The organism is Achromobacter sp. 413638 (assembly GCF_043119405.1).
In the GTDB taxonomy this organism is placed as follows: domain Bacteria; phylum Pseudomonadota; class Gammaproteobacteria; order Burkholderiales; family Burkholderiaceae_B; genus Achromobacter.
The window spans coordinates 1-20,428 of sequence record NZ_JBICCO010000111.1; the positions used below are offsets into that span (position 1 = coordinate 1).

The following is a 20,428-nucleotide window of genomic DNA, read 5'->3' on the forward strand; positions in this document are numbered from 1 at the left end:
ATTAGCAAGCATCACGCTGTAACGGCGAAGGGCGGACGGGCAACCGATCCGCCCTTTTCCTTTTTCGTCCGCCGGGCGCAGCCATCCTGTGAACCTGCCGTCCACTCAGCAACAGCCAGGGCGACGACAATAAACCGTGGCAGCGCCCAAGCGGCGACAACGCGCCACCCGCTCAGTGCCCCGCTTCGTGGACGCTGCGGTCTTCGCGCTCCATCTGCAGCGTGGTGTGGTGCAGATCGTAGCGTTCATGCAGGCGCGCCTCGATGGCGCGCCTGACGCTTTCCCCGTCTGCGCCGCCGGCAAGCACCACGTGCGCCGTCAGCATGGGCTGGCTTTGCGTAATGGCCCACAGATGCAGGTCGTGGACCGTCGCCACACCTTCCACGCCCGCGATTTCGTCGCGCACCGCATCCAGGCTCATGCCCGCCGGCACGCCCTCCAGCAGCAGGTTGACGCATTCGCGCAGCAGCACCCAAGTGCGTGGGAAGACCATGAAACCGATCGCCACGGCAAGCGCCGAATCCACCCAGCGCCAGCCCGTGAGCCAGATGATGATGGCGCCGACGATCACAGCCACCGAACCCAGCATGTCGGCCCACACTTCCAGGTAGGCGCCTTTCACGTTGAGGCTGTCGTCCTTCGCGCTGGCGAGGAGCCGCATCGAGACCAGGTTGATGATCAGACCACCGATAGCCACCACCATCATGCCCAGGGACTGGATGTCCTGCGGCGCGGACAGGCGGCGATAGGCTTCGTAGAGGATGTAGAACGCCACGCCCAGCAGCACCAGCGCGTTCACGGCCGCCGCCAGAATCTCGAAGCGCGCGTAGCCGTAGGTGCGCAGCAAATCGGCGGCCTTGCGTCCGGCTCGGATCGCGATCAGCGCCAGCAGCAGCGCGATCGCGTCGGTCATCATGTGCATGGCGTCGGAGATCAGCGCCAGGCTGCCTGTCACCAGGCCGCCGATGATCTCCGCCACCATGTAGGTGCCGGTGAGTCCGAAAGCCAGCCACAGCCGGGATTCCGGCAAGGCGCGCACTTCGGCGTGTTGGTGGCTGTCGCTCATGTTCGTCCTTGGCATCTGGGGCAGATGTGGCACATGACAAAGCCTAAAGTTACTTCAATGTCAAGCGCTGAGCGTCAATCTGCCTGGGCGCGGAACCGGATGATCGGCGCCCTGATGCACCCACACTCAAAATTCATACTCTGCAAGATTTGGAAATGGCATGGATCAGCAAAATCGCACGAAAATTCCGTGATTCAATCTACAAGAATCGAAAATTACGGGTAACTGAAAGCAATTTGAAACCAATGCGACCCCATTTTCATTCAAAATAGCGAATTAACGCCTATACAAACAATTCAAGGTGGGGGCTCGCTTTCAAATGCACAAAATTAATAATACGTCACGTATTACGAATATTTTCATTACATAATATAGGCTAGGAAATACACCAGGCGAGGGAAATACCCATGCTTATGAAAGTACTTTCCATATTCGGCACCCGTCCCGAGGCCATCAAGATGGCGCCCCTGGTCGCCGCCCTGCGCGACGAGTCCGCGATCCAAAGCGTGGTCTGCGTCACGGGTCAGCATCGCCAGATGCTGGACCAGGTGCTGGCGCTATTCGACCTGCATGCCCAGCACGACCTGGACATCATGGTGCCCAACCAGACGCTCAACGGCTTGTACGCCCGGCTCATCAGCCGCGTGGACGAGGTGCTCGAACGCGAACAGCCGGACTGCGTCTTGGTGCATGGAGACACCAGCACCGCGTCGGCCTGCGCGCTCGCGGCCTTCCACCGGCGCGTGCGCATCGGCCACGTCGAGGCGGGGCTGCGCACCGGCAACCTGGCCATGCCGTTTCCCGAAGAGATGAACCGCCGCGTGGTCGACGCCGTGGGCGACTGGCTGTTCGCGCCCACCGCCGAATCGCGCGCGAACCTGCTGCGCGAGCACCTGCCCGGCCGTATCACGGTCACCGGCAACACGGTGATCGACGCGCTGGCCATGACCTGCGCCAAGCTCGCGCCGGGCGGCGCGCTGGCCGCAACGCTGGCGCAGCGCTACCAGTGGCTGGATCCGACGCGCCGGCTGCTGCTGGTCACCGGCCATCGTCGCGAGAGCTTCGGCGACGGCTTCAAGAACATCTGTGCCGCGCTGGCCGAATTGGCCAGGCGCGATGACCTGCAGATCGTCTATCCCGTGCACCTGAACCCGCAGGTCCGCTCCGTGGTCATGACCGACCTGGGCAACCTGGAACGCGTCCACCTGATCGATCCGCTGGACTACCTGGATTTCGTCTGGTTCATGCAGCAGTCGCACCTGATCCTCACCGACTCCGGCGGCGTTCAGGAAGAAGCGCCCTATCTCGGCAAGCCGGTGCTGGTGATGCGCGACGTCACCGAGCGGCCCGAGGCCGTGCAGGCCGGCACCGTGGCCCTGGTCGGCACCGATACGCAACGCATCGTCACGGAAGTGAACCGCCTGCTGGACGATCCGGCGCTGCACGCGTCCTTCTCCCGCCGCATCAATCCCTACGGAGACGGCCACGCCAGCCGGCGCATCGTCGATGCGCTTTGCGGCCGCCCGGTATCCGAATTCGACCCTTACGGCCCGGCCGCCAGCCAGCCGGCCTGAGCCTCCACGCCTCGCCCTCTTCGGCCAGGAGCCCCCATGCATAGAAACACGTTCCCTCCCATCGCCTCCCACCTGCGCCGCGCCTTGATCGCGGCGGGCCTTGCACTGCCCATGGCCGCCGTGGCAAGCCCCGCGGGCGACGCCTTGCGGCGCCTGCAGAGCGATGACTGGATCACGCGCGATACCTCACTGGCGGACCTGGGCATCAGCGAGCCCGTGGTGCTGAGCAACAGCGATGCGCACCAGGACTTCTACCTGCCCGTGCCGCGCGGCGTTCCCATCGCCGACGCCACGCTCAACTTCGATGCGCGCTACACCAAGGATGAACCGGGCCGCACCAACCTGGTCCTGTGGGCCGACGGCGTGCCGCTGGCGGCGCAGAACATCGCCGACGGCAACGGCCCCGTCCTGCGCAACCTGCCACTGGAACAGCGCCTGCGCAGCACGGGCTTCCTGCGGCTGGGCGTGGACTGGCAGTCGGAGATCGCGCTGCGCCGCTGTGAAAGCAACCGCGCCACCGCCAACGCGCTGACGATTTCTCCGCAGACGCGCCTGAGCTACCGCTACGACGCCTCGGCGATCGGCAACCTGGACGATGCCTGGAGCACGCTGCCCGGCAAGCCGGTGCTGCTGGTGTCCGACACCAAGCTCGACCAGCAAGCCTACGACAGCGCCTGGCGCATGGGCGTGGCGATGCAACGCGCCGGCAAGCGCGTCGACGTCAAGGCCTTCCCCGCCGTCGGCGACGAGATCGACACGCGCGCCCTGCAGGTTCCCGCGGGCCTCGCGCAGGCGCCCGTGTTCGCCGCCGTGGCGGGCAAAGAGCGGCACAAGCTGGCCTCGGCCGCGGAGATCGGCGCGCTGCTGGTGCTGGGCGCGCCAGCCGTCACCGGCGACGTCGTGATCGCCAGCCCGGCGCTGCGCGCCAAGCTCAATGCGGCGCTCGATGCGCTGCAGACCGAACTGGCCTCGGACCCGGACGCCGCAGACGCGTTCAAGTCCTGGCGCCAGGCACGCGCGCCGCTGGCCGGCGCCGACATGGCCGCCAAGGAAGTCCGCCTCGCGCCGATGGGCCGTCTGTCCGTGATCGCGGTGGCGCCGGACGCCGGCGCGCAGGCGGCGGGCGTGTTCAATGCGGCGTGGCGCCGCATCCTGGTGTCGCGCCAGGTACAGGTGCAGACCGCCACGCCGCCCCAGTCCTTCCAGGGCGATGGCGTGCGCCTGAGCGCGCTGGGCGGCGCGCCCGACAGCTTCGACGTGGTCGCGCGCGGCGACTGGAACGTCAACTTCCCGCTGGCCTCCGTGTCCTCCGACGGCCGCATGCCGGACGAACTGGTCATCGACCTGGCCGCCGCGCCCGGCGCCTCGTCCACCCGGCCGGTGGCCTCGGTATTCTGGAACGGGATATTGCTGGGCGCCAAGCAGCTCGACGCCGACGGCCGTCCGGAACGCCTGACGGCGCGCGTGCCCGGCTACGCGCTGGGCGTAAACAACGCCGTGCGCGTCAGCGTGCAGCGCCAGCCCGTCTCGGTGGACTGCAACGAAATCCCGCAGGGCTATCCCGTCAGCGTGCTGCCGACCAGCCATGTCAAGCCGGGCCAGCCCCAGCCCGACGGCACGTTCACCGGCCTGCTGCCCCTGCTGGCGGGCAATCCGCAGGTCCTGGTTCCCGACAGCTACCTGGCCAATGCGCCCACCAGCCTCAAGCAACTGATCGGCATCGCGACGGCCAGTGGCGTGTCCGCCACGCGCGCCGAACTCGCAGTGTCGCCGGCCGGCCAGGCCGCCAAGCCCGCGCGCACCTTCCTCGCCATGGAATTGCCCCTGGAGGGCGCCAAGCCCAAGGTCCGGGTCAGCGACCAGAAACAGCTGCAGGTCGCGGGCAGGTCCGCCACCTGGCTGGACATTTCCGGCCTGAGCGGTTTGAGCACGGCCGAAGTGGTCAGCTCGGGCGGACAGGACGGCGTGCTATGGCACGCGCTGGGCCCGCAGAGCGGCAAGCTCGATACGCCCTTCGTGCTTAACCGCGGCGACATCGCCGTGATCGCCGCCAACGGTCCGGTGGCCTGGATCGACAGCACCAACCCGGATGCCAGCAAGCCGCCCGGCGCCGGGGAAAGCGCCTTCTTCGAATGGCGCCGCTATATCTCGTGGAGCGTGCCGGCGTTGAGCTTCGGCCTGCTGGTGCTGGTGCTGGTGCTGATCCTGGCGCTGCGCGTCACCCGCCGCAAGAACAAGGGCAACGGTTAAGGCCGGCAGACGCGCCATGTCTACGCTCTACTGGCCCTATCTGGCGGCGGACTACTACCGTGGCCTGGAAATCGTGACCGCCGTCGTCGGCATCATCATCCTGCTGTCCAGCCTGGATGATCTGTTCATCGACGGCTGGTTCTGGGTGCGGGCGCTGCGCCGCAGGCTCGTCGAGGACCGGCGCTATGCCCGGCTCACGGCGGCGCAGCTGCGCGCCAAGGAGGAGCAGCCCCTGGCCATCATGGTGCCGGCTTGGCTGGAGTACGACGTGATCGCATCCATGCTCGAGACCATGGTGTCCACGCTCGAGTACAAGAACTACATGATCTTCGCCGGCACCAACCAGAACGACGAGCGCACGATCAAGGAAGTCGAGCGCATGCGTCGGCGCTACCGCCAGCTGGTGCGCGTCGAGGTGCCGCACGACGGCCCCACCTGCAAGGCCGATTGCCTGAACTGGATCGTGCAGGCCATCTTCGCGCAGAACGAAAAGCAGCCCGAGCCCTTCGCCGGCGTCATCCTGCACGACAGCGAAGACGTGCTGCACCCGCTGGAACTGAAGTACTACAACTACCTGCTGCCGCGCATCGACTTCATCCAATTGCCCGTGACCTCGCTGGAGCGCGAGTGGCACGAGCTCGTCGCCGGCACTTACATGGACGAGTTCGCGGAATGGCACACCAAGGACCTGGTGGTCCGCGAAAGCCTGTCCAAGATGGTGCCGTCGGCGGGCGTGGGCACCTGTTTCTCGCGGCGCGCGCTGATGGAGCTGGCGGCAGAGACCAACAACCAGCCCTTCAACACGGACACGCTGACCGAGGACTACGACATCGGCGCGCGTCTGGCGCAGCGGGGCATGCGCCAGATCTTCGGCAAATTCCCGGTCGAGTATGTGACGCGCCGGCGCTCCTGGTTCGGACTGGGCCCGGAAAAAGTCACCACGCTGTCCATGCCGCTGGGCGTGCGCGAGTACTTTCCCAACACCTTCCGCACCGCCTACCGGCAGAAGGCGCGCTGGACGCTGGGCATCGGCCTGCAAGGCTGGCAGCAAGTGGGCTGGACCGGATCGTTCGCCACCCGCTACCTGCTGTTCCGCGATCGCAAGGGCCTGGTCACGTCGTTCATCGCCATCCTGGCCTATCTGCTGCTGGCGAACTTCTTCCTGTTCTATCTGGCCGACCGTTTCGGCTGGTGGACCGTGTACTACCCCTCGTACTTCCGCCCCGGCGGCTGGCTGGTGACGCTGATGTGGCTCAACGCCGTCGCCCTGCTGCTGCGCGTGCTCCAGCGCATGTATTTCGTGGGCAATATGTACGGCTGGGAACACGCCGTGCTGTCCATTCCGCGCATGATCGTCGGCAACTTCATCAACGCCATGGCGGCGGCGCGCGCGTGGAAACTGTTCATCGGCCATCTGATCACGGGCAAGCGGCTGGCCTGGGACAAGACCATGCACGACTTCCCGTCCACCGACCAACTGGCGCAGCAGCGCCAGCGCCTGGGCGAACTGCTGCTGTCGTGGCAGGCCATCGACGAGGACAAGCTGGCGCAGGCGCTGGAGATCCAGGCGCGCGACAAGAAACCGCTGGGCGCCATCCTGCTCGAACAGGGCTGGCTGGACGCCGGCACGCTCAAGGAAGCCATCGATTTCCAACAGGGTTCGCAGGCGCAAGCCGCGGCCCCGACCACCGACGACAAACCCGCCACCCCATGACGCCCCTGACCCGCACGCTAGTCCTGTCCGCCGCGCTCGCCTGCCTGTGGACTGGCACGCCCGCCGCCGCCCAGCAGGCCGCGCGCGCCGCCGAGGCGCCGCTGGAAGGCGCCGCCTGGCAATTCGCCAACGAGGGCTACAGGCTCTACGACGCCGGCCGCTACGCGCAGGCGCAGCAGCAGGCCGAATCGGCGATCGCACTGCGCCCGGACGTCGAACGCCTGCGCCTGTTGCTGATCTACGCGCTGCAGAAGCAGGGCAAGCTGGACGAGGCCGAACGGGCCGCCGACGATGCCGTCAAGAGCGGCCTGGACACGCCCGCGCTGCGGCAGGCGCGCGCCAATCTGCGTCCGGCGACGCCCGCCGCCCCGGCGGCCAATGCGCGTCCGGCCGGCGCCCGCCCCGCCGGGGGCGCGCCGGCCACGACCAGCGCCTACCGCCGCGGCTTCCCCATCGCCACGCGCGCCTACGCGGACTACAACAGCGGCAACTACCCCGCCGCCCAGCGCGGCGCCGAGCAGGCTTTCCGCATCGATCCCAAGCAGGGCGCCTGGGCCATGCTGTGGCTGGACGCGCTGGAAGCCCAGGGCAAGTACGCCGAAGCCGAAACGGCCGCCAACCAGGCGATGACGCTGGGCGCGCCGAACCAGAGCGATCTGGCCGCGCGTCGCGCCACCATGAAGCGGCGCATGGCGGTCAAGCCGGCGGAACAGGGTTATCAGGCGCTGATCGCCAACCGGCCTGGCGACGCCGTCCCGCTGGCGCGGCAAGCCGTGGCGCTGGCGCCCGACACCGCCAGCCACCGCCTGCTGCTGATGACCGCGCTGATGCTGGACGGCCAGCTCGCGGCCGCCGAGGACGCGGCCACCGACGCGCTCAGGCAGGACGACGAAAACACCGTGGCCCTGGTCATGCGCGGCTATCTGCGCCAGCGCCAGGGCAAGACCGAGGAAGCCGACGCCGACTTCGACGCCGCGCTCAAGCAGGAATGGCTGGACGACAGCCAACGGCGCAATGTGCGCCTGATCGCCGCAGATGCCGCGCTGGCCGGGGGCCAGAGCTCCCGCGCGCTGGCCCTGGTGGAACCGCTGGGCGCCAAGGACGAGGCCGGCGCCGATCGTGTCAAGCGCGCCCGCTCCCGCCCCGCCGTGCCCGCCACGCTGACGCTGGCCAACTATCCCGCGCCGGTCCAGGACTGCCGCGACACGCCCTACGGCACGTCCTGCGAGCTGCTGCCCTCGGACGCGGCGGGCAGCGGCGGGCCGGCCTCGCTGGCCTATGCCGCCTATGCGCGCCAGGACTACCAGGAAGCCATCACGCAGGCCCGCAAGGCCGCGCAACAGGATCCGGACAGCAAGGACCTGCAGCGGCTGCTGACCACCACGCTGGCCGCCGGCAACGCGGCGCAGATGGCCGAGGCCAACCAGCGCATGAGCGAGGCCCTGGCGGCCCAGCCCGACGATCCGACGCTGTTGATGCAGCGCGGCTATCTGCACCAGCGCATGCGCCAGCCCCGCGAGGCGCTGCGCGACTTCCAGGCCGCGCGCGCCACGGGCAAGGCCCCGCCCACCGCCATCCTCGACGAAGGCTATGCGCTGTCCGGCGTGGGCGACAAGCGCGGCGCGGTGGACCGGCTCAAGGAAGCCATCGACCAGGACGACGCCGGCAAGCTCGACCTGACCCCGCAGCAGCGCTTCGATACCCGCAGCAGCATCGCCGGCCTGTCGCGCGAGTGGGGCGGCTACATCTCGACCGGCTACCGGGGCGCGCGGCCGGCCTCGTCCGGCCTGGGCGGCGCGGCCATCACGGTGCCCGGCGACGCGGTGTTCAGCACGGCCGAGATCTTCTGGCGTCCCTCCGATTTCCTGAACTCGTCCACGCGCACCTTCGAGCTGTACGGCCGCCTGTCCAACACGCTGTACAACAACGGCGGCAAGACCGCCAGCCAGACCGTGTCGAACCCTTGCGGCGGCGGCAATATCCAGGTGGACGAAACATCCAACAACGGCATTTCCGGCCTTCCGACCACCGTGGGCTCGCTGGGCATGCGCTTCACGCCGTCCACCGAGGTCGGCCTGACCTTCGGCCTGGAACGCCAGTTCAACCTGGGCAGCGCCACGCGGCAGGGCACGTTCACGCCACGGCCCGACGAACTGCGCTGCGCACTGAACACCGGCAATCAGACCGCCCACTACAAGACGGACGCCGGCAGCGGCGGCTGGCTGGCCTATGTCACCTATGGCATGTACGAAGGCACCAGCCTGCGCATCGACCGCCCCGACTGGTTCACCATGGAAGGCTATGTGCAGGCCGGCTACTCCTGGCAAGACATGCCCGCCCGCTTCTGGCTACGCGACAACAACTCGGGCAAGGACAGCGCGGAAAGCTCGGGCAAGCTCAAACGCGACCAGGCCTTCGGCGCCGGCGAACTGCGCGTGGGCCGCAGCTACCGCGTGGACGCCATCAGCGACCGACTGGTGTTCTTCCCCTACGCGGTGGTGGCGGCGGACTGGCTGTGGAACCGCAACCGCGTGTCCGGCCTGAACATCGACGGCCAGGATTCCTACGACCTGCTGGGCAACGGCAAATCCTGGTCCCTGGGCGCGGGCCCCGGCTTCAACCTGCGCTACTGGTTCCGCGAAGACCACTACAACGCGCCACGGTCCTATCTGGACCTGACGACGCAATATCGATTCAATATCGGCGGGGGCGCCGCCGACCGGGCGAAAGGCCTGTTCATCAACCTGACCCTGTCGTACTGAACCCGCCCCCATTGCAAGGAGCACGCATGACCCTTTTCTCCTCCTCCCCCTCCAAGATCCTGCATCGACTGGCCGCAGGCGCGGCGGCGGCCACGCTTGCCCTGTCCGCCAGCGCCGCGCACGCGCAGCAAGGCTCGTCCATCGTGATCCAAGGCAAGGACAACTGGCTGTTCCCCGGTTGGGGCAGCCTGACCCAGGTCGACACGCGCGGCATCGACGCATCCACGCAACTGGTGCGCGAGACTCGCGACGCGCTGGCGGCCAAGGGCATCCAGCTCGAAGTGCTGGTGCTGCCGGACAAGACGCTGTTCTACCAGGACAAGCTGCCCGATGGAAAGGCGCTCAGCCCCGAGGTGAAGCGGCGCTACCAGACCATCCAGGACAAGCTCAAGGCCGCGGGCATCGCGACCTTCGACGACGAGGCCGTGCTGCGGCGCCTGAAGGACGGCGGACAGGACGTGTTCTACCGCACGGACCAGCACTGGACGCAGGCCGCCGCCGACGCCACCGCCGACGCGCTGGCGCAACGCATCAGGCAGGACGTGAAGACCTTGGCCGGCAAGCCCGGCACCGGTCTGACGCTGGGCAGCGTGTTCAACGAACGCCGTTACGGCGATCTGGCCGAACTGTTCCTCTCGCCCGAGCAGCGCAAGCAGGCCGGACGCGAGACCTTCACCGTGCGCCGCCAGGCCGAGAACCAGAGCCTGCTGGACGATGCCCCGGCCCCGGTCCACGTCACCGGCCACAGCATGGTGCAGCCCTACTTCGGCTTTCCGCAAAAACTGTCCAACGCGCTCGACCGCCCGGTATCCGTGAACTGGAAGCCCGGCAACGTCGGCCACTGGATCATGCTGCTGGAATACCTGGAGTCGCCGGCGTTCAAGCAGAACAAGCCGCAGGTGCTGGTGTGGCAGATGTTCGAACCGACCTACGCGCAGGGCCCCGACGCCAAGGGCCTGTGGGACAACGCCTCCATCATGAGCGCCGACGCCTGGCGCGGCCGCATGCAAGCGGCCATCGGGAAGTAAGGTCGTGGCATCAGCGGACAAGCCGCAAACCGCCGGGCATGGCCGCAACGCCATCGTCGCCGGCCTGCTGCTCGCGCTCGGCCTGGGTTGGGGCCTCTGGCGACTGGCCGACGCCGGCCTCAAGCCGGCCGACGTGGCGCCGGCGGCCTGGCTGGACGGCTCGGCCGGGGGCGCGCTGAACCGCGCGCTGCGCCTGCCCGCGCAGGACACGCTCAATACCTGGAACGCATCGCTGCGCTATCGCCTGCTGGGAGACCTGGGCGATCAGGTCGCCATGGGCTGCCCCGGCTGGCTGTTCTACCGCGACGGCCTGCGCCCCCGGCCCGGCGTGCATGTGTTCGACGAGCGCGTGCGCCTGATGCGGCACTGGGCCGATCAGTTGCGTCAGCGGCAGGTGCAACTGCTGGTGGTCGCGGTGCCCGACAAATCGCGCATCGAGGCCGACCGGCTTTGCGGCCTGCCCGCCTCGCAACCCATGCGACGCGTGCTGGACGACTGGCAACGGGCGCTGCAGGCGCAGGGCGTGCCCTTCGTCGATCTGCGCCCCGCCCTGTCCGGCGCGGCCGAACCCATGTTCTTTCGCACCGACGTGCACATGAACGCGCAAGGCGCGCAAGCCGCCGCGCGACGCGTGGCCGACGCCGCGCTGCCGCTGCTGGGCGGCGTCGGCCAGCAGGCTTTCCGTGTCGACGCGCCGGGCGCGCCGGCGCCGCGCATGGGCGATCTGATCGTGCTGGCCGGCCTGGAACACGCGCGCATGGGTTGGCGTCCGGAGCTGGAGCGCGTCGCCCCGCAGCAGATCGAACCGCTGCGCAGCGGCGGCCTGCTGGACGAAGCGCCGCCTGTCGAAGTGCTGCTGGCCGGCAGCTCCAACGGCCGCCGCAGCCACTTCGCCGAACGGCTGGGCATGGGACTGGGCCGCGAAATCTGGAACCTGAGCCTGGACGGCGGACAGTTCTCCGGCGCGCTGCTGCTGGCGCTGAAACAGCGTGAACAATGGCCCAAAAGCCTGAAACTGGTGGTCTGGGAGTTTTCGGAAATGGCGCTGTCGCTGCCGCTCACCGATGACGAAAGGTCCGTGCTGGACAGCCTGCCCCCGCCCTGACGAACCGCGATGCTATTCAATTCCTATCTGTTCCTGCTGGTCTTCCTGCCCATCACGCTGGCCGTGTATTACGCCGTGGGGCCGCTCAACCTGCGCCTGGCGGCGCTTTGGCTGTGCCTGACATCCATCGTGTTCTACGGCTGGTGGAACCCGCAGTTCGTGGTGCTGCTGGCCGGCTCCATCGCCTTCAACTATGCGGTGAGCCAGCTGATCCTGCATAGCGAGGGCCGGCCGCGCCTGCAGGGCCTGATCACCGGACTGGGCGTGGGCGCCGACCTGGCGCTGCTGTTCCATTACAAGTATTTCGCCGCGCTGCTGGGCTTTCTGAACGACCTGGGCATGAGCAGCGCGACCGCCGATTCGGTGATCCTGCCGCTGGGCATCTCGTTCTTCACGTTCACGCAGATCGGCTACCTGCTCGACTGCAAGGCCGGCGTGGTCAAGGAACGCAGCCTGCTCAGCTATGTGCTGTTCGTGACCTTCTTCCCGCACCTGATCGCCGGCCCCATCCTGCATCATAAAGAGATGATGCCGCAGTTCGCGCAGCCGGAGAACTACCGCTTCAAGGCCGAGAACCTGTCGGTCGGCATGATGCTGTTCGTGATCGGACTGGCCAAGAAAGTGCTGCTGGCCGACGGCATCGCGCCCTATGCCGACGCCGGCTTCGCCGCGCCCGGCGAGCTGATGTTCTGGGGCTCCTGGGGCGCCAGCCTGTGCTACGCGCTGCAGCTGTACTTCGACTTCTCCGGCTACTCGGACATGGCGCTGGGCCTGGCCAAGATGTTCGGCATCCGCTTCCCGCTGAACTTCAATTCGCCGTACAAGGCCGGCAGCATCATCGAGTTCTGGGCCCGCTGGCACATGACGCTGACCCGCTACCTGACCGCCTATCTCTACTACCCGGTGGCCATGGCGGTGTCGAAGTGGCGCACCGAGCGCAATCTGCCGGTGGGCACGCAGGGCGTGGCCACGCCGGGCGGCTTTGCCGGCAGCATCATCCTGCCCACCGTGTACACGATGGGACTGGCCGGCATCTGGCACGGCGCCGGCTTCCAGTTCCTGGTGTTCGGCCTGCTGCACGCGATGTACCTGTCGGTGAACCACGCCTGGCGGATCTTCGTCGTCGGCCGCAAGCCGGCCGCCGCGCGCCAGATGGGCCCGACCAAGCGCGCCGCCTGCGTGCTGCTGACCTTCGTCGCCGTGCTGGTGGCGCAGGCCTTCTTCCGCGCGAATGGCGTGGGCGACGCGATGCTGCTGGTGCAGGGCATGATCGGCATGCGCGGCGTCGAGGCGCTGGACCTGGCCGCGCGCGTGGACGGGCTGGCCTGGGGCGACGCCTGGCGCATGCTGCTGGGGCATCATATGCAGCTGATCTACGCGGTCGTCCTGCTGGGCATCGCCTGGTTCACGCCCAACGCGCATCAGATCCTGGGCCGCTACTCGCCCGCGCTGTTCAAGCCACAGGAGGCCGCCACGCCGTGGATGCGCTGGCGCCCCACCCTGGGCTGGCTGGCCGTGATGCTGGCCCTGCTGTTCTTCTGCCTGGTCAACCTGCACAAGGAAACCCGGTTTCTCTATTTCCAATTCTGACCGCGACGCGGTCCCGGAGCATTGCATGGATATCAAGACTATCGAAGCCAAAGTGGCCACGCTCATCGAGAACGTCATCCTGACTCAGGTCGATCCCGACACCTTGCTGATCGAGTCCGGCCTGGTGGATTCGCTGGCGGCGGTCGACGTGGCGCTGGCGGTGGAGCGTGAGTTCGGCTGCAAGATTCCACCCACCGAGATCGACGTGCACCTGGAATCGGTGCATACCCTGGCCGCATTCATCGCGGAGCGCAAGGGCGCCTGAACGCCGCTGTTGCAAAGGAGCCGCGCATGCATTTCGATTTCAAGGCCTACGATTTCGCCGACACCGGCTCGGCGCGCGACGCAATCGCCGTGGTGGATGCCCGTGGCGTCCTGCGCTGGGATGCGCTGCAGGCGGCGGTCCAGGCCTGGGAACAGGCCGCGCTGAATGCCGGCGCCGTCGCCGGCGTGCCCATCGTGATCTCCGGCCACAAGGAAACCGCCTTCCTGGTCGCCATGCTGGGCTGCCTGCGGCTGCGCGTGCCCTTCGTGCCCGTCGACGTGATCAATCCGCCCGAACGCATCAAGCGCATCGGCGAGCTGGTGCGCGCCGGCCTGCGCTACGACGCGCAGGCCCAGGCCTTCGAGCCGGGCAGCGCCAGCCCCGCGCCGCTGCGCGAGGCCGGACTGGCCTACATCATGTTCACGTCCGGCAGCACCGGCGACCCCAAGGGCGTGCAGATCGGGCGCGAAAGCGTCACGCTGTTCGCGGGCTGGATCCGTGACTGCCTGAGCCTGGGCGCCGCACCCGCGTTCATGGACCAGATGCTGTTCAGCTTCGATTTCTCGCTGTTCAACTGGGTCGGCGCGCTGGAACTGGGCGGCGCCTGCGTGCTGTGCCCGCGCGAGACCATCGCCGAGCGCGGCGCCTTCATGCAGTACCTGGCGGACACCGGCATCGCGGTCTGGGCGTCCACGCCATCCTTCGTGCGGCAGCAGCTGTTCAACCCGGACTTCAACGGCGCCAGCCTGCCTGGCCTGCGCGTCTTCGTCTTCGGCGCCGAGTCGCTTTCGCCGGCGCTGGCCGAGGAACTGTGGCAGCGCTTCCCCGATGCGCGCATCATCAATTCCTACGGTCCGACCGAAGCCACCTGCTCGACCACCTGGGTCGAGATCGACGCCGCGCTGCGCCAGGCCGCGCCGAATCCCTTCCCCATCGGCCGCGCCAAGCCTTATGCCGACGTCTTCATCGACCAGGGCGAGATCTGCATCGCCGGCGACCATGTCATGCGCGGCTACCTGAACCGGCCGGACCTGAACGCCTCGCGCATGTTCACGCGCGGCGGCAAGCGCGGCTACCGCAGCGGCGACCTGGGCGAGATCGACGGCCAGGGCCTGATCACGTTCCGTGGCCGCATCGACGACCAGATCAAGCTGCACGGCTATCGCATCGAACTGGCCGAGATCGACGCCGCGATCGCGGCGCTGCCCGGCGTGCGCGCCGGCGCCACGGTGGCGCTGCGCCGGCCGGACGGCGCCATCGTCCGGTTGATCGGCTTCGTCGAGCCGGCAACGCCGGGAGCCGCCGGCCTGCAGCCGCTGCCCGAAGCGCTGGCGGCCTGGAAGGACACCCTGGGCCGTCGCCTGCCGCCCTACATGATCCCGTCGGAGCTGCTGTCCTGCAGCCCCTTCCCCACCACCAGCACGGACAAGGCCGACCGCAAGCAGCTGGAACGCCTGTACCTGGATGCGCGCCTGAGCAAGAAACCGGAGCCCAAAGCATGATCCCTCGTCTTTCCCCGACCCTGCTGGCGCTGGGCCTGGCGCTGGCCGCCGCCGGCGCGGCCCGCGCCGAAGGCGCCTTCGCCCAGCTGTACGCCGCCCGGCCGCCCGCCGGCTCGTCCTTCGTGCGCATCGTCAATCCCGAGAGCGCGCCCATGCGCGCCCAGGTCGCCGGCGGCCCGGCCCAGGACATCGGCCCGTCCAAGCCCGCCACCACCTACGCCATCGTCAAGGGCGACCAGGAATTCAAGGTGCAGGTGGACGGCAAGCCCGCCGGCGCCTTGCAGGTGGCGCCAGACAGCTTCACCACCCTGGTCGCGCGCCGCGACGGCGGCAAGGTCACGCTGGCGCGCATCGACGACAGCGGCGGCGCGCAGGACGCGCTCAAGGCCGAGCTGCGCTTCTACAACCTGATCCCCGGCTGCGCCGGCGCGGCGCTCAAGGTCAGCCCGCAAGGCCCGACGCTGTTCGACGATATCAAGCCGCAGACCGCCGCCGCGCGCGCCATCAATCCCGTGCGGGCTTCGCTGGCCGGCGCCTGCGGCGCGGCCGCCAGCGCCGAGCTGGCGCTGCCCGCGCTACAGCCCGGCGATCATTACAGCCTGTTCCTCGGCGGCACCGCCGCCGTGCCGACGTTGACGGGTCAAGTCAGCGCCACCGATCCCTACGGCAACAAGTAAGGAGGCGGCATGCGCCGCGTATTCCGAGACGACCACGAACTGTTCCGCGATCAGGTCCGCCGCTTCATTGCGCAGGAGATCGCGCCACACTATGCCGCCTGGGAAAAGGCCGGCGTCACTCCGGCTTCACTCTGGCGCCGCGCGGGCGAGGAAGGCCTGCTCAACTGCGCCCTGCCCGAGCCCTACGGCCTGGGCGGGGACTTCGGACACGCGGCGGTGGTGATCGAGGAACTGGCCCGCGCCAACTATCTGGGCATCGGCTTTTCCATCCATTCGGACATGGTGGCGCCCTACGTGGACGCCTTCGGCACCGAGGCGCAGAAAGCGCGCTGGCTGCCTGCCATGACGCGGGGCGAGCTGATCGGCGCGCTGGCGCTGACCGAGCCCGGCGCCGGCAGCGACCTGAAGGCGATCCGCAGCCGCGCCGTGCGCGACGGCGACCACTACGTGCTCAACGGCCAGAAGACCTTCATCACCAACGGCGTGAACGCCGGCTTGGCCATCGTGCTGGCCAGCACCGCGCCCGACCTGGGCGCGCGCGGCCTGTCGCTATTCTGCGTCGAGGCCGGACTGCCCGGCTACACCAAGGGCGCGCCGCTGGACAAGATCGGCCAGCACAGCCAGGACACCTGCGAACTGTTCTTCGACGACCTGCGCCTGCCCGCCGACTGCCTGCTGGGACAAGAAAACGCGGCCTTCGAATACCTGACGCGCGAACTGGCGCGCGAGCGCCTGGCCATCGCGCTGCGCGCAGCCGCCTCGCTGGAAGGCATGCTGGAGGAAACCGCTGAATACATCCGTGGCCGCAAGGTCTTCGGCCGCCGCGTCATCGACTACCAGAATTCGCGCTTCATCCTGGCCAACGCGCGCGCGCAAAGCGTCATGCTGCGCGTCTTCCTCGACGACTGCCTGGCGCGGTTGATGGCGGGTGAACTCGACGCCACCACCGCCGCCATCGCCAAGCTGAACGCCACCGAGATCCAGGGCAAGGCGCTGGACGAGCTGCTGCAGCTGTATGGCGGCTATGGCTACATGGCGGAATACGGCATCGGCCGCGCCTGGTCCGATGCGCGCGCGCTGCGACTGTTCGGCGGCACCAGCGAAATCATGCGGGAGATCATCGGCCGCGGCTTCGCCTGAAACCGCGACGGCCGACACGCATCAGGCGCGCGCCCGCATCCAGGCCTGCCGCAGCACGCGCGCCTCGGGGCTGTCGCCGATGACCCAGGGATCCAGCGCGAAGGCCACGACGCGCTGCGCGCCGTAGCTGTCGGCGATCAGCCATTGCTTGCGCACTCGCTCGAAATCGGCCGAGCGCGCCTTGAAGGTGGACCCATCCGTGCTGCCCGAGGGCAGCTCCTCGAACAGTTCGATGACCAGATCGAACGGCGCATGGCGCGCCAACAGCAAACGGCGCAGCGGCTCCAGCGCCTTCAGGTTGTCCAGGCCCGCCACGCCCACGCCGTCCTGGATCATGGGATGCACGCGCGCATGGTCCAGGATGCCGCGCCACAGCTGTTCCAGCGTGCCGCTGCCGCCCAGGCGACTGAAATATGTCGAGATGCAGGGCGCGCGGCCGCTGTTGTCCAGGGCCGCGCGCGCAAAGGCGTCCAGCCACGGCCACAGCAGCGCCTGGCGGGGCGCGGACGCCCAGTTGTACTGCTCCAGTTCATACGGCAGATACCAGCCGCGAAAATTGCGGCGCGCGGACCAGGGCGCGGTCCGCATGTAGGCCAGGCCCTGCTCGCGGGTGAGGTCCAGGTAGCGCGCCAGCGCCTCGTCATCGGGTGTGGCCAGCACGTTCCACCAGCGCTGGTCGTAGGGCAGTCCCACGTGCACGCCCATGCCGTGGCGCGCGGCCTCGTCGAAGATCTGGCCCAGCACGGCGTCGGGCGCCATCCAGTCGTCGGGCCTGCCGCCTTCCAGGCCGACCCATTGCAGGAAGATCTCGCGGCTGCCCAGGCGGCGGCAGGCGGCGATGCGCTCGGCCCACTGCGCGGGCGTCAGGTCCAGGTGGCTGCGCCACAGCTGCAGGAAGGTGCCTTGCACCGGCCGGCGCGGCGCGCACGCCGACAGCGGCGACAACGCGCCCAGCGCCAGCGCCTGCAACAGGCGCCGGCGGCCGGGCGCGGCGGGAACGCAGCGCGGCCTCGGCGGCATTCAGCCGCGGTTGCCGAACAGGCCGGACAGGGAAGCCAGCAGGTCGGTCGGGTTGAACGACTGGCCGGGCTGCGCCGTGCCGTCGGGCGTGGCCTTGTCGACCAGTTGCGGCAGCATCGTCGACAGCGAGCCCAGCACGGAGCTGGCGTCCTGGCCGGTCTTGTCCGCCAGGCTCTGCACCACGCCGGGGTCCAGCACCGAGCCGAGCTGGTCGGCGCTGACGGGCAGGTTCTCGCCCTTGCCCACCCACGACGCCACGATCTCGCCCAGACCGCCCTTCTGGAAGCTGGCGATCAGGCCGGACAGGCCGCCCGGGTACTGGTTCAGGTGTTCGATCAGGGCGGGCAGGAGCGAGGCGTTACCGCCCTGCTGCCCGTTGCCGCCGCCGGCCATCGAGGCCAAGGTATCCAATAGGCTCATCGCCGTGCTCCCGGAAAAAAGAGGGGAAAACCAGTATATGCCGTGGCTTGCGGGAATCCAGGGGCGCGGCGCGCGCGGAAACCTATATTTGCAAATCTTGTCCTTTGCCGCTCAGCCGGCGTCACCGCGCAAGGCCCGCAACACCTTCTGGCCTGCCCGCCCATCGGCCGGCAGGCCCAGTTCGCGCTGCGCCTTCTGCAGCGCATTCCGGGTATGGGCGCCGATGAGGCCATCGGGCTCGCCAATGTCATAGCCGCGGGCAATCAGCAGAGTCTGCAATTCGCGCCGCTCGGCGCGCGACAGCCCCGGATCATCAGTCGGCCAGGCCTGGACCAGCGGGCCGCCGCCGCGCAGCCGGTCGGACAGGTGCGCGATCGCCAGCGCGTAGCTTTCGGCCGCGTTATAGGAATAGAGCGCGTCGAAGTTGCGCGTCACCAGGAATGCCGGGCCGCCGCGACCGGCGGGCAGCAGCAGCGCCGCCTGGGCATCGCTGGCGGGCAAAGGCCGGCCGTCGGCCCGCGTGATGCCCTGGCCGGCCCAGTGCGACAGGGCGCGCTTGTTCTTGCGTCCCGCGCCGGCGGCATTGAACCCCGCCGGCAGCCGGACCTCGTAACCCCAGGCCATGCCGCCATTCCAGCCCGCGTGCTTGAGGAAATTCGCGGTGGATGCGAGCGCGTCCGGCACGCTGTCTATCAGGTCTCGACGGCCGTCGCCGTCGCCGTCCACCGCCAACCGCAGATACGTCGACGGCATGAACTGGGTCTGGCCGAAAGCGCCGGCCCAGGAGCCCCGCAGCTTCTCGGGCGCGATGCCTTCGTCCTGGATGATCTTGAGCGTGGCGAAGAACTCGCCCCGGAAATACGCCTGCCGGCGGCCATAGCAGGACAGGGTCGACAGCGACACCAGCAGGGAACGCTCGCCCAGGGTCTGTCCGTAGTTGCTCTCCACGCCCCAGACGGCGGCGATGACCGCCGGATCCACGCCGTAGCGGGCCGAGGCGCGCTGCAGATCCGCCCGCCAGCGCTCCATGCCCGCCTGGCCATCGGTCACGCGCTCGTCATCGACCAGCGCCGCCATGTAGTCCCAGATGGGCGTGCGGAACTCGGGCTGGAAATCCAGCAGATCCAGCACGCTCATGTCGGGCGCCAGCGTCGCCGTGTGGGTATCGAAGGTGGCGGCCGACACGCCGGTTTTCAGCGCCGGCGCGCGCAGCCGGGCCAGGCAGCCGTCGAAGCTGTCGGCCGCCACGGCGGGCATGGCGGACAGCGAAGCGGCCAGCGCGGCGGCCAGCAGCAGCGCGCGGGGTCGTGCGAAGCGCGACGGGATGGGGGTGACGGGATGGGCGGGTTTCATCCTGTTGGATCTCATGATTACAGGGTTGGAGAAGCGGCCTGCAAAGCCGCCAGTTCGGTTTCGTCGAAACCGGCGGCGCGGCGCGCTTCCAGATTGAACGGACCGCGCAGGCGAGGCGCGCCGTGCAATTGCGCCAGTTCCGCGTAGCAGGCCACGGGGTCCCTGCCCTGCTGCGCGCACAGATGCTTGAACCAGCGGTTGCCGATCGCCACATGGCCGATCTCGTCGGCCAGGATGATATCCAACACTGCCGCGCTCTCGGCATCGCCGACGCTGTTCAATTTGTCGCGGATCATGGGCGAGGCATCCAGCCCGCGCGCCTCCAGCGTGCGCGGCACCAGCGCCAGCCGCGCCAGCAGGTCGCCACGGGTGCGCTCGGCCATGTCCCACAGGCCGTTGTGCGCGGGGAAATCGCCATAGACATGGCCCAGGCTGGCCAGGCGCTGGTTCAGCAGCTCGAAGTGATAGGCCTCTTCGCGCGCCACGCGCAGCCAGTCCAGGTAAAACGCCGCCGGCATGCCGGCGAAACGCCAGATGATGTCCAGCGCCAGGTTGACCGCGTTGAATTCGATATGCGCCAGCGCGTGCAGCAGCGCTGCGCGCCCTTCGGGCGAGGCCGGCGAGCGATGCCGCAGCTGCTGCGGCGACACCAGCCCGGGGCGCGCCGGCCGGCCCGGCAGCGCGCGGGTCGGTTCCAGGCGACGTTCCGTATCGACGATGGGCGCGTCTTCGATGGCGCGCACGGCGGCCAGCTTGCCGGCCCAGTCATCGACCGCCAGCGCGTGCAGGGCCTGGGCCCGCAGACAGGCGACGCCCGGCGGGTGGGTATTGCTGTTCATATGCAGGATTCCGATGGCGGGCGCCCGCTACGAGGCGTCCGCGACTGTCTCGGCCGCCGGCCTCTCGGGGCGGCGGCGGGGGGGGGGGGGGGCCCCCCGGCCACATTTATAATACAACAAAGA

The 20,428-nt window shown here is 68.6% G+C and carries 16 protein-coding genes; 11 read left to right on the forward strand and 5 right to left on the reverse strand.

The genetic code is table 11. From position 1 onward, the window contains the following. Nucleotides 1-172 precede the first annotated feature (172 nt). Complete coding sequence (locus tag ACEU5R_RS29175; RefSeq protein ID WP_392413277.1) at nt 173-1,066, reverse strand: cation diffusion facilitator family transporter; 894 nt, start codon at nt 1,064-1,066, stop codon at nt 173-175. 413 nt (nt 1,067-1,479) lie between these two features. Here ACEU5R_RS29175 and wecB point away from each other — a divergent pair, with 413 nt between their 5' ends. The 11 genes from wecB to ACEU5R_RS29230 are packed head-to-tail and all read left to right on the forward strand — an operon-like array spanning nt 1,480 to nt 16,673. Then, nucleotides 1,480-2,640: a non-hydrolyzing UDP-N-acetylglucosamine 2-epimerase gene (wecB, locus tag ACEU5R_RS29180; protein ID WP_103273274.1), complete on the forward strand. Its 1,161-nt coding sequence runs from the start codon at nt 1,480-1,482 to the stop codon at nt 2,638-2,640. A 36-nt stretch (nt 2,641-2,676) separates the two neighbouring features. Next, on the forward strand, nt 2,677-4,890 hold the full coding sequence (locus ACEU5R_RS29185) for a cellulose biosynthesis cyclic di-GMP-binding regulatory protein BcsB (protein WP_392413279.1): 2,214 nt from the start codon (nt 2,677-2,679) through the stop codon (nt 4,888-4,890). A 16-nt stretch (nt 4,891-4,906) separates the two neighbouring features. After that, the gene (locus ACEU5R_RS29190; protein WP_392413281.1) at nt 4,907-6,604 is read left to right on the forward strand and encodes a glycosyl transferase family protein; all 1,698 of its coding nucleotides are present in this window, start codon (nt 4,907-4,909) and stop codon (nt 6,602-6,604) included. Continuing rightward, a complete protein-coding gene (locus tag ACEU5R_RS29195) occupies nt 6,601-9,366 on the forward strand; it encodes a tetratricopeptide repeat protein (protein ID WP_392413283.1) in 2,766 nt (921 codons plus the stop codon). The genes ACEU5R_RS29190 and ACEU5R_RS29195 overlap by 4 nt, the downstream gene beginning before the upstream one ends. A 26-nt stretch (nt 9,367-9,392) precedes the next feature. Further along, nucleotides 9,393-10,394, forward strand: coding sequence for a twin-arginine translocation pathway signal (locus tag ACEU5R_RS29200; protein ID WP_392413285.1), 1,002 nt, complete (start codon nt 9,393-9,395; stop codon nt 10,392-10,394). A 4-nt stretch (nt 10,395-10,398) separates the two neighbouring features. Beyond that, on the forward strand, nt 10,399-11,499 hold the full coding sequence (locus ACEU5R_RS29205; protein WP_392413286.1) for a cell division protein FtsQ: 1,101 nt from the start codon (nt 10,399-10,401) through the stop codon (nt 11,497-11,499). A gap of 9 nt (nt 11,500-11,508) precedes the next feature. Then, the gene (locus ACEU5R_RS29210; RefSeq protein ID WP_103273269.1) at nt 11,509-13,089 is read left to right on the forward strand and encodes an MBOAT family protein; all 1,581 of its coding nucleotides are present in this window, start codon (nt 11,509-11,511) and stop codon (nt 13,087-13,089) included. Nucleotides 13,090-13,114: 25 nt separating this feature from the next. Beyond that, the gene (locus tag ACEU5R_RS29215; RefSeq protein WP_103273268.1) at nt 13,115-13,354 is read left to right on the forward strand and encodes an acyl carrier protein; all 240 of its coding nucleotides are present in this window, start codon (nt 13,115-13,117) and stop codon (nt 13,352-13,354) included. A 26-nt stretch (nt 13,355-13,380) separates the two neighbouring features. Then, nucleotides 13,381-14,856, forward strand: a complete 1,476-nt coding sequence (locus tag ACEU5R_RS29220) for an AMP-binding protein (protein ID WP_103273267.1) — start codon at nt 13,381-13,383, stop codon at nt 14,854-14,856. Continuing rightward, nucleotides 14,853-15,533: an alginate O-acetyltransferase AlgF gene (locus tag ACEU5R_RS29225; RefSeq protein ID WP_392413288.1), complete on the forward strand. Its 681-nt coding sequence runs from the start codon at nt 14,853-14,855 to the stop codon at nt 15,531-15,533. The genes ACEU5R_RS29220 and ACEU5R_RS29225 overlap by 4 nt, the downstream gene beginning before the upstream one ends. A 9-nt stretch (nt 15,534-15,542) precedes the next feature. After that, nucleotides 15,543-16,673, forward strand: coding sequence for an acyl-CoA dehydrogenase family protein (locus ACEU5R_RS29230; RefSeq protein ID WP_392413290.1), 1,131 nt, complete (start codon nt 15,543-15,545; stop codon nt 16,671-16,673). A gap of 21 nt (nt 16,674-16,694) precedes the next feature. Here ACEU5R_RS29230 and ACEU5R_RS29235 read toward each other — a convergent pair whose 3' ends face one another. The 4 genes from ACEU5R_RS29235 to ACEU5R_RS29250 form a co-directional block, all read right to left on the reverse strand. Further along, nucleotides 16,695-17,693, reverse strand: a complete 999-nt coding sequence (locus tag ACEU5R_RS29235) for a DUF4434 domain-containing protein (RefSeq protein ID WP_392413291.1) — start codon at nt 17,691-17,693, stop codon at nt 16,695-16,697. Further along, nucleotides 17,694-18,113, reverse strand: a complete 420-nt coding sequence (locus tag ACEU5R_RS29240; RefSeq protein WP_103273264.1) for a YidB family protein — start codon at nt 18,111-18,113, stop codon at nt 17,694-17,696. 111 nt (nt 18,114-18,224) lie between these two features. Continuing rightward, nucleotides 18,225-19,370 (reverse strand): lytic murein transglycosylase, encoded by a 1,146-nt coding sequence (locus tag ACEU5R_RS29245; RefSeq protein WP_233772857.1) that lies wholly within the window; start codon nt 19,368-19,370, stop codon nt 18,225-18,227. A 113-nt stretch (nt 19,371-19,483) separates the two neighbouring features. After that, nucleotides 19,484-20,305: a ferritin-like domain-containing protein gene (locus ACEU5R_RS29250; RefSeq protein WP_392413292.1), complete on the reverse strand. Its 822-nt coding sequence runs from the start codon at nt 20,303-20,305 to the stop codon at nt 19,484-19,486. Nucleotides 20,306-20,428 lie beyond the last annotated feature (123 nt).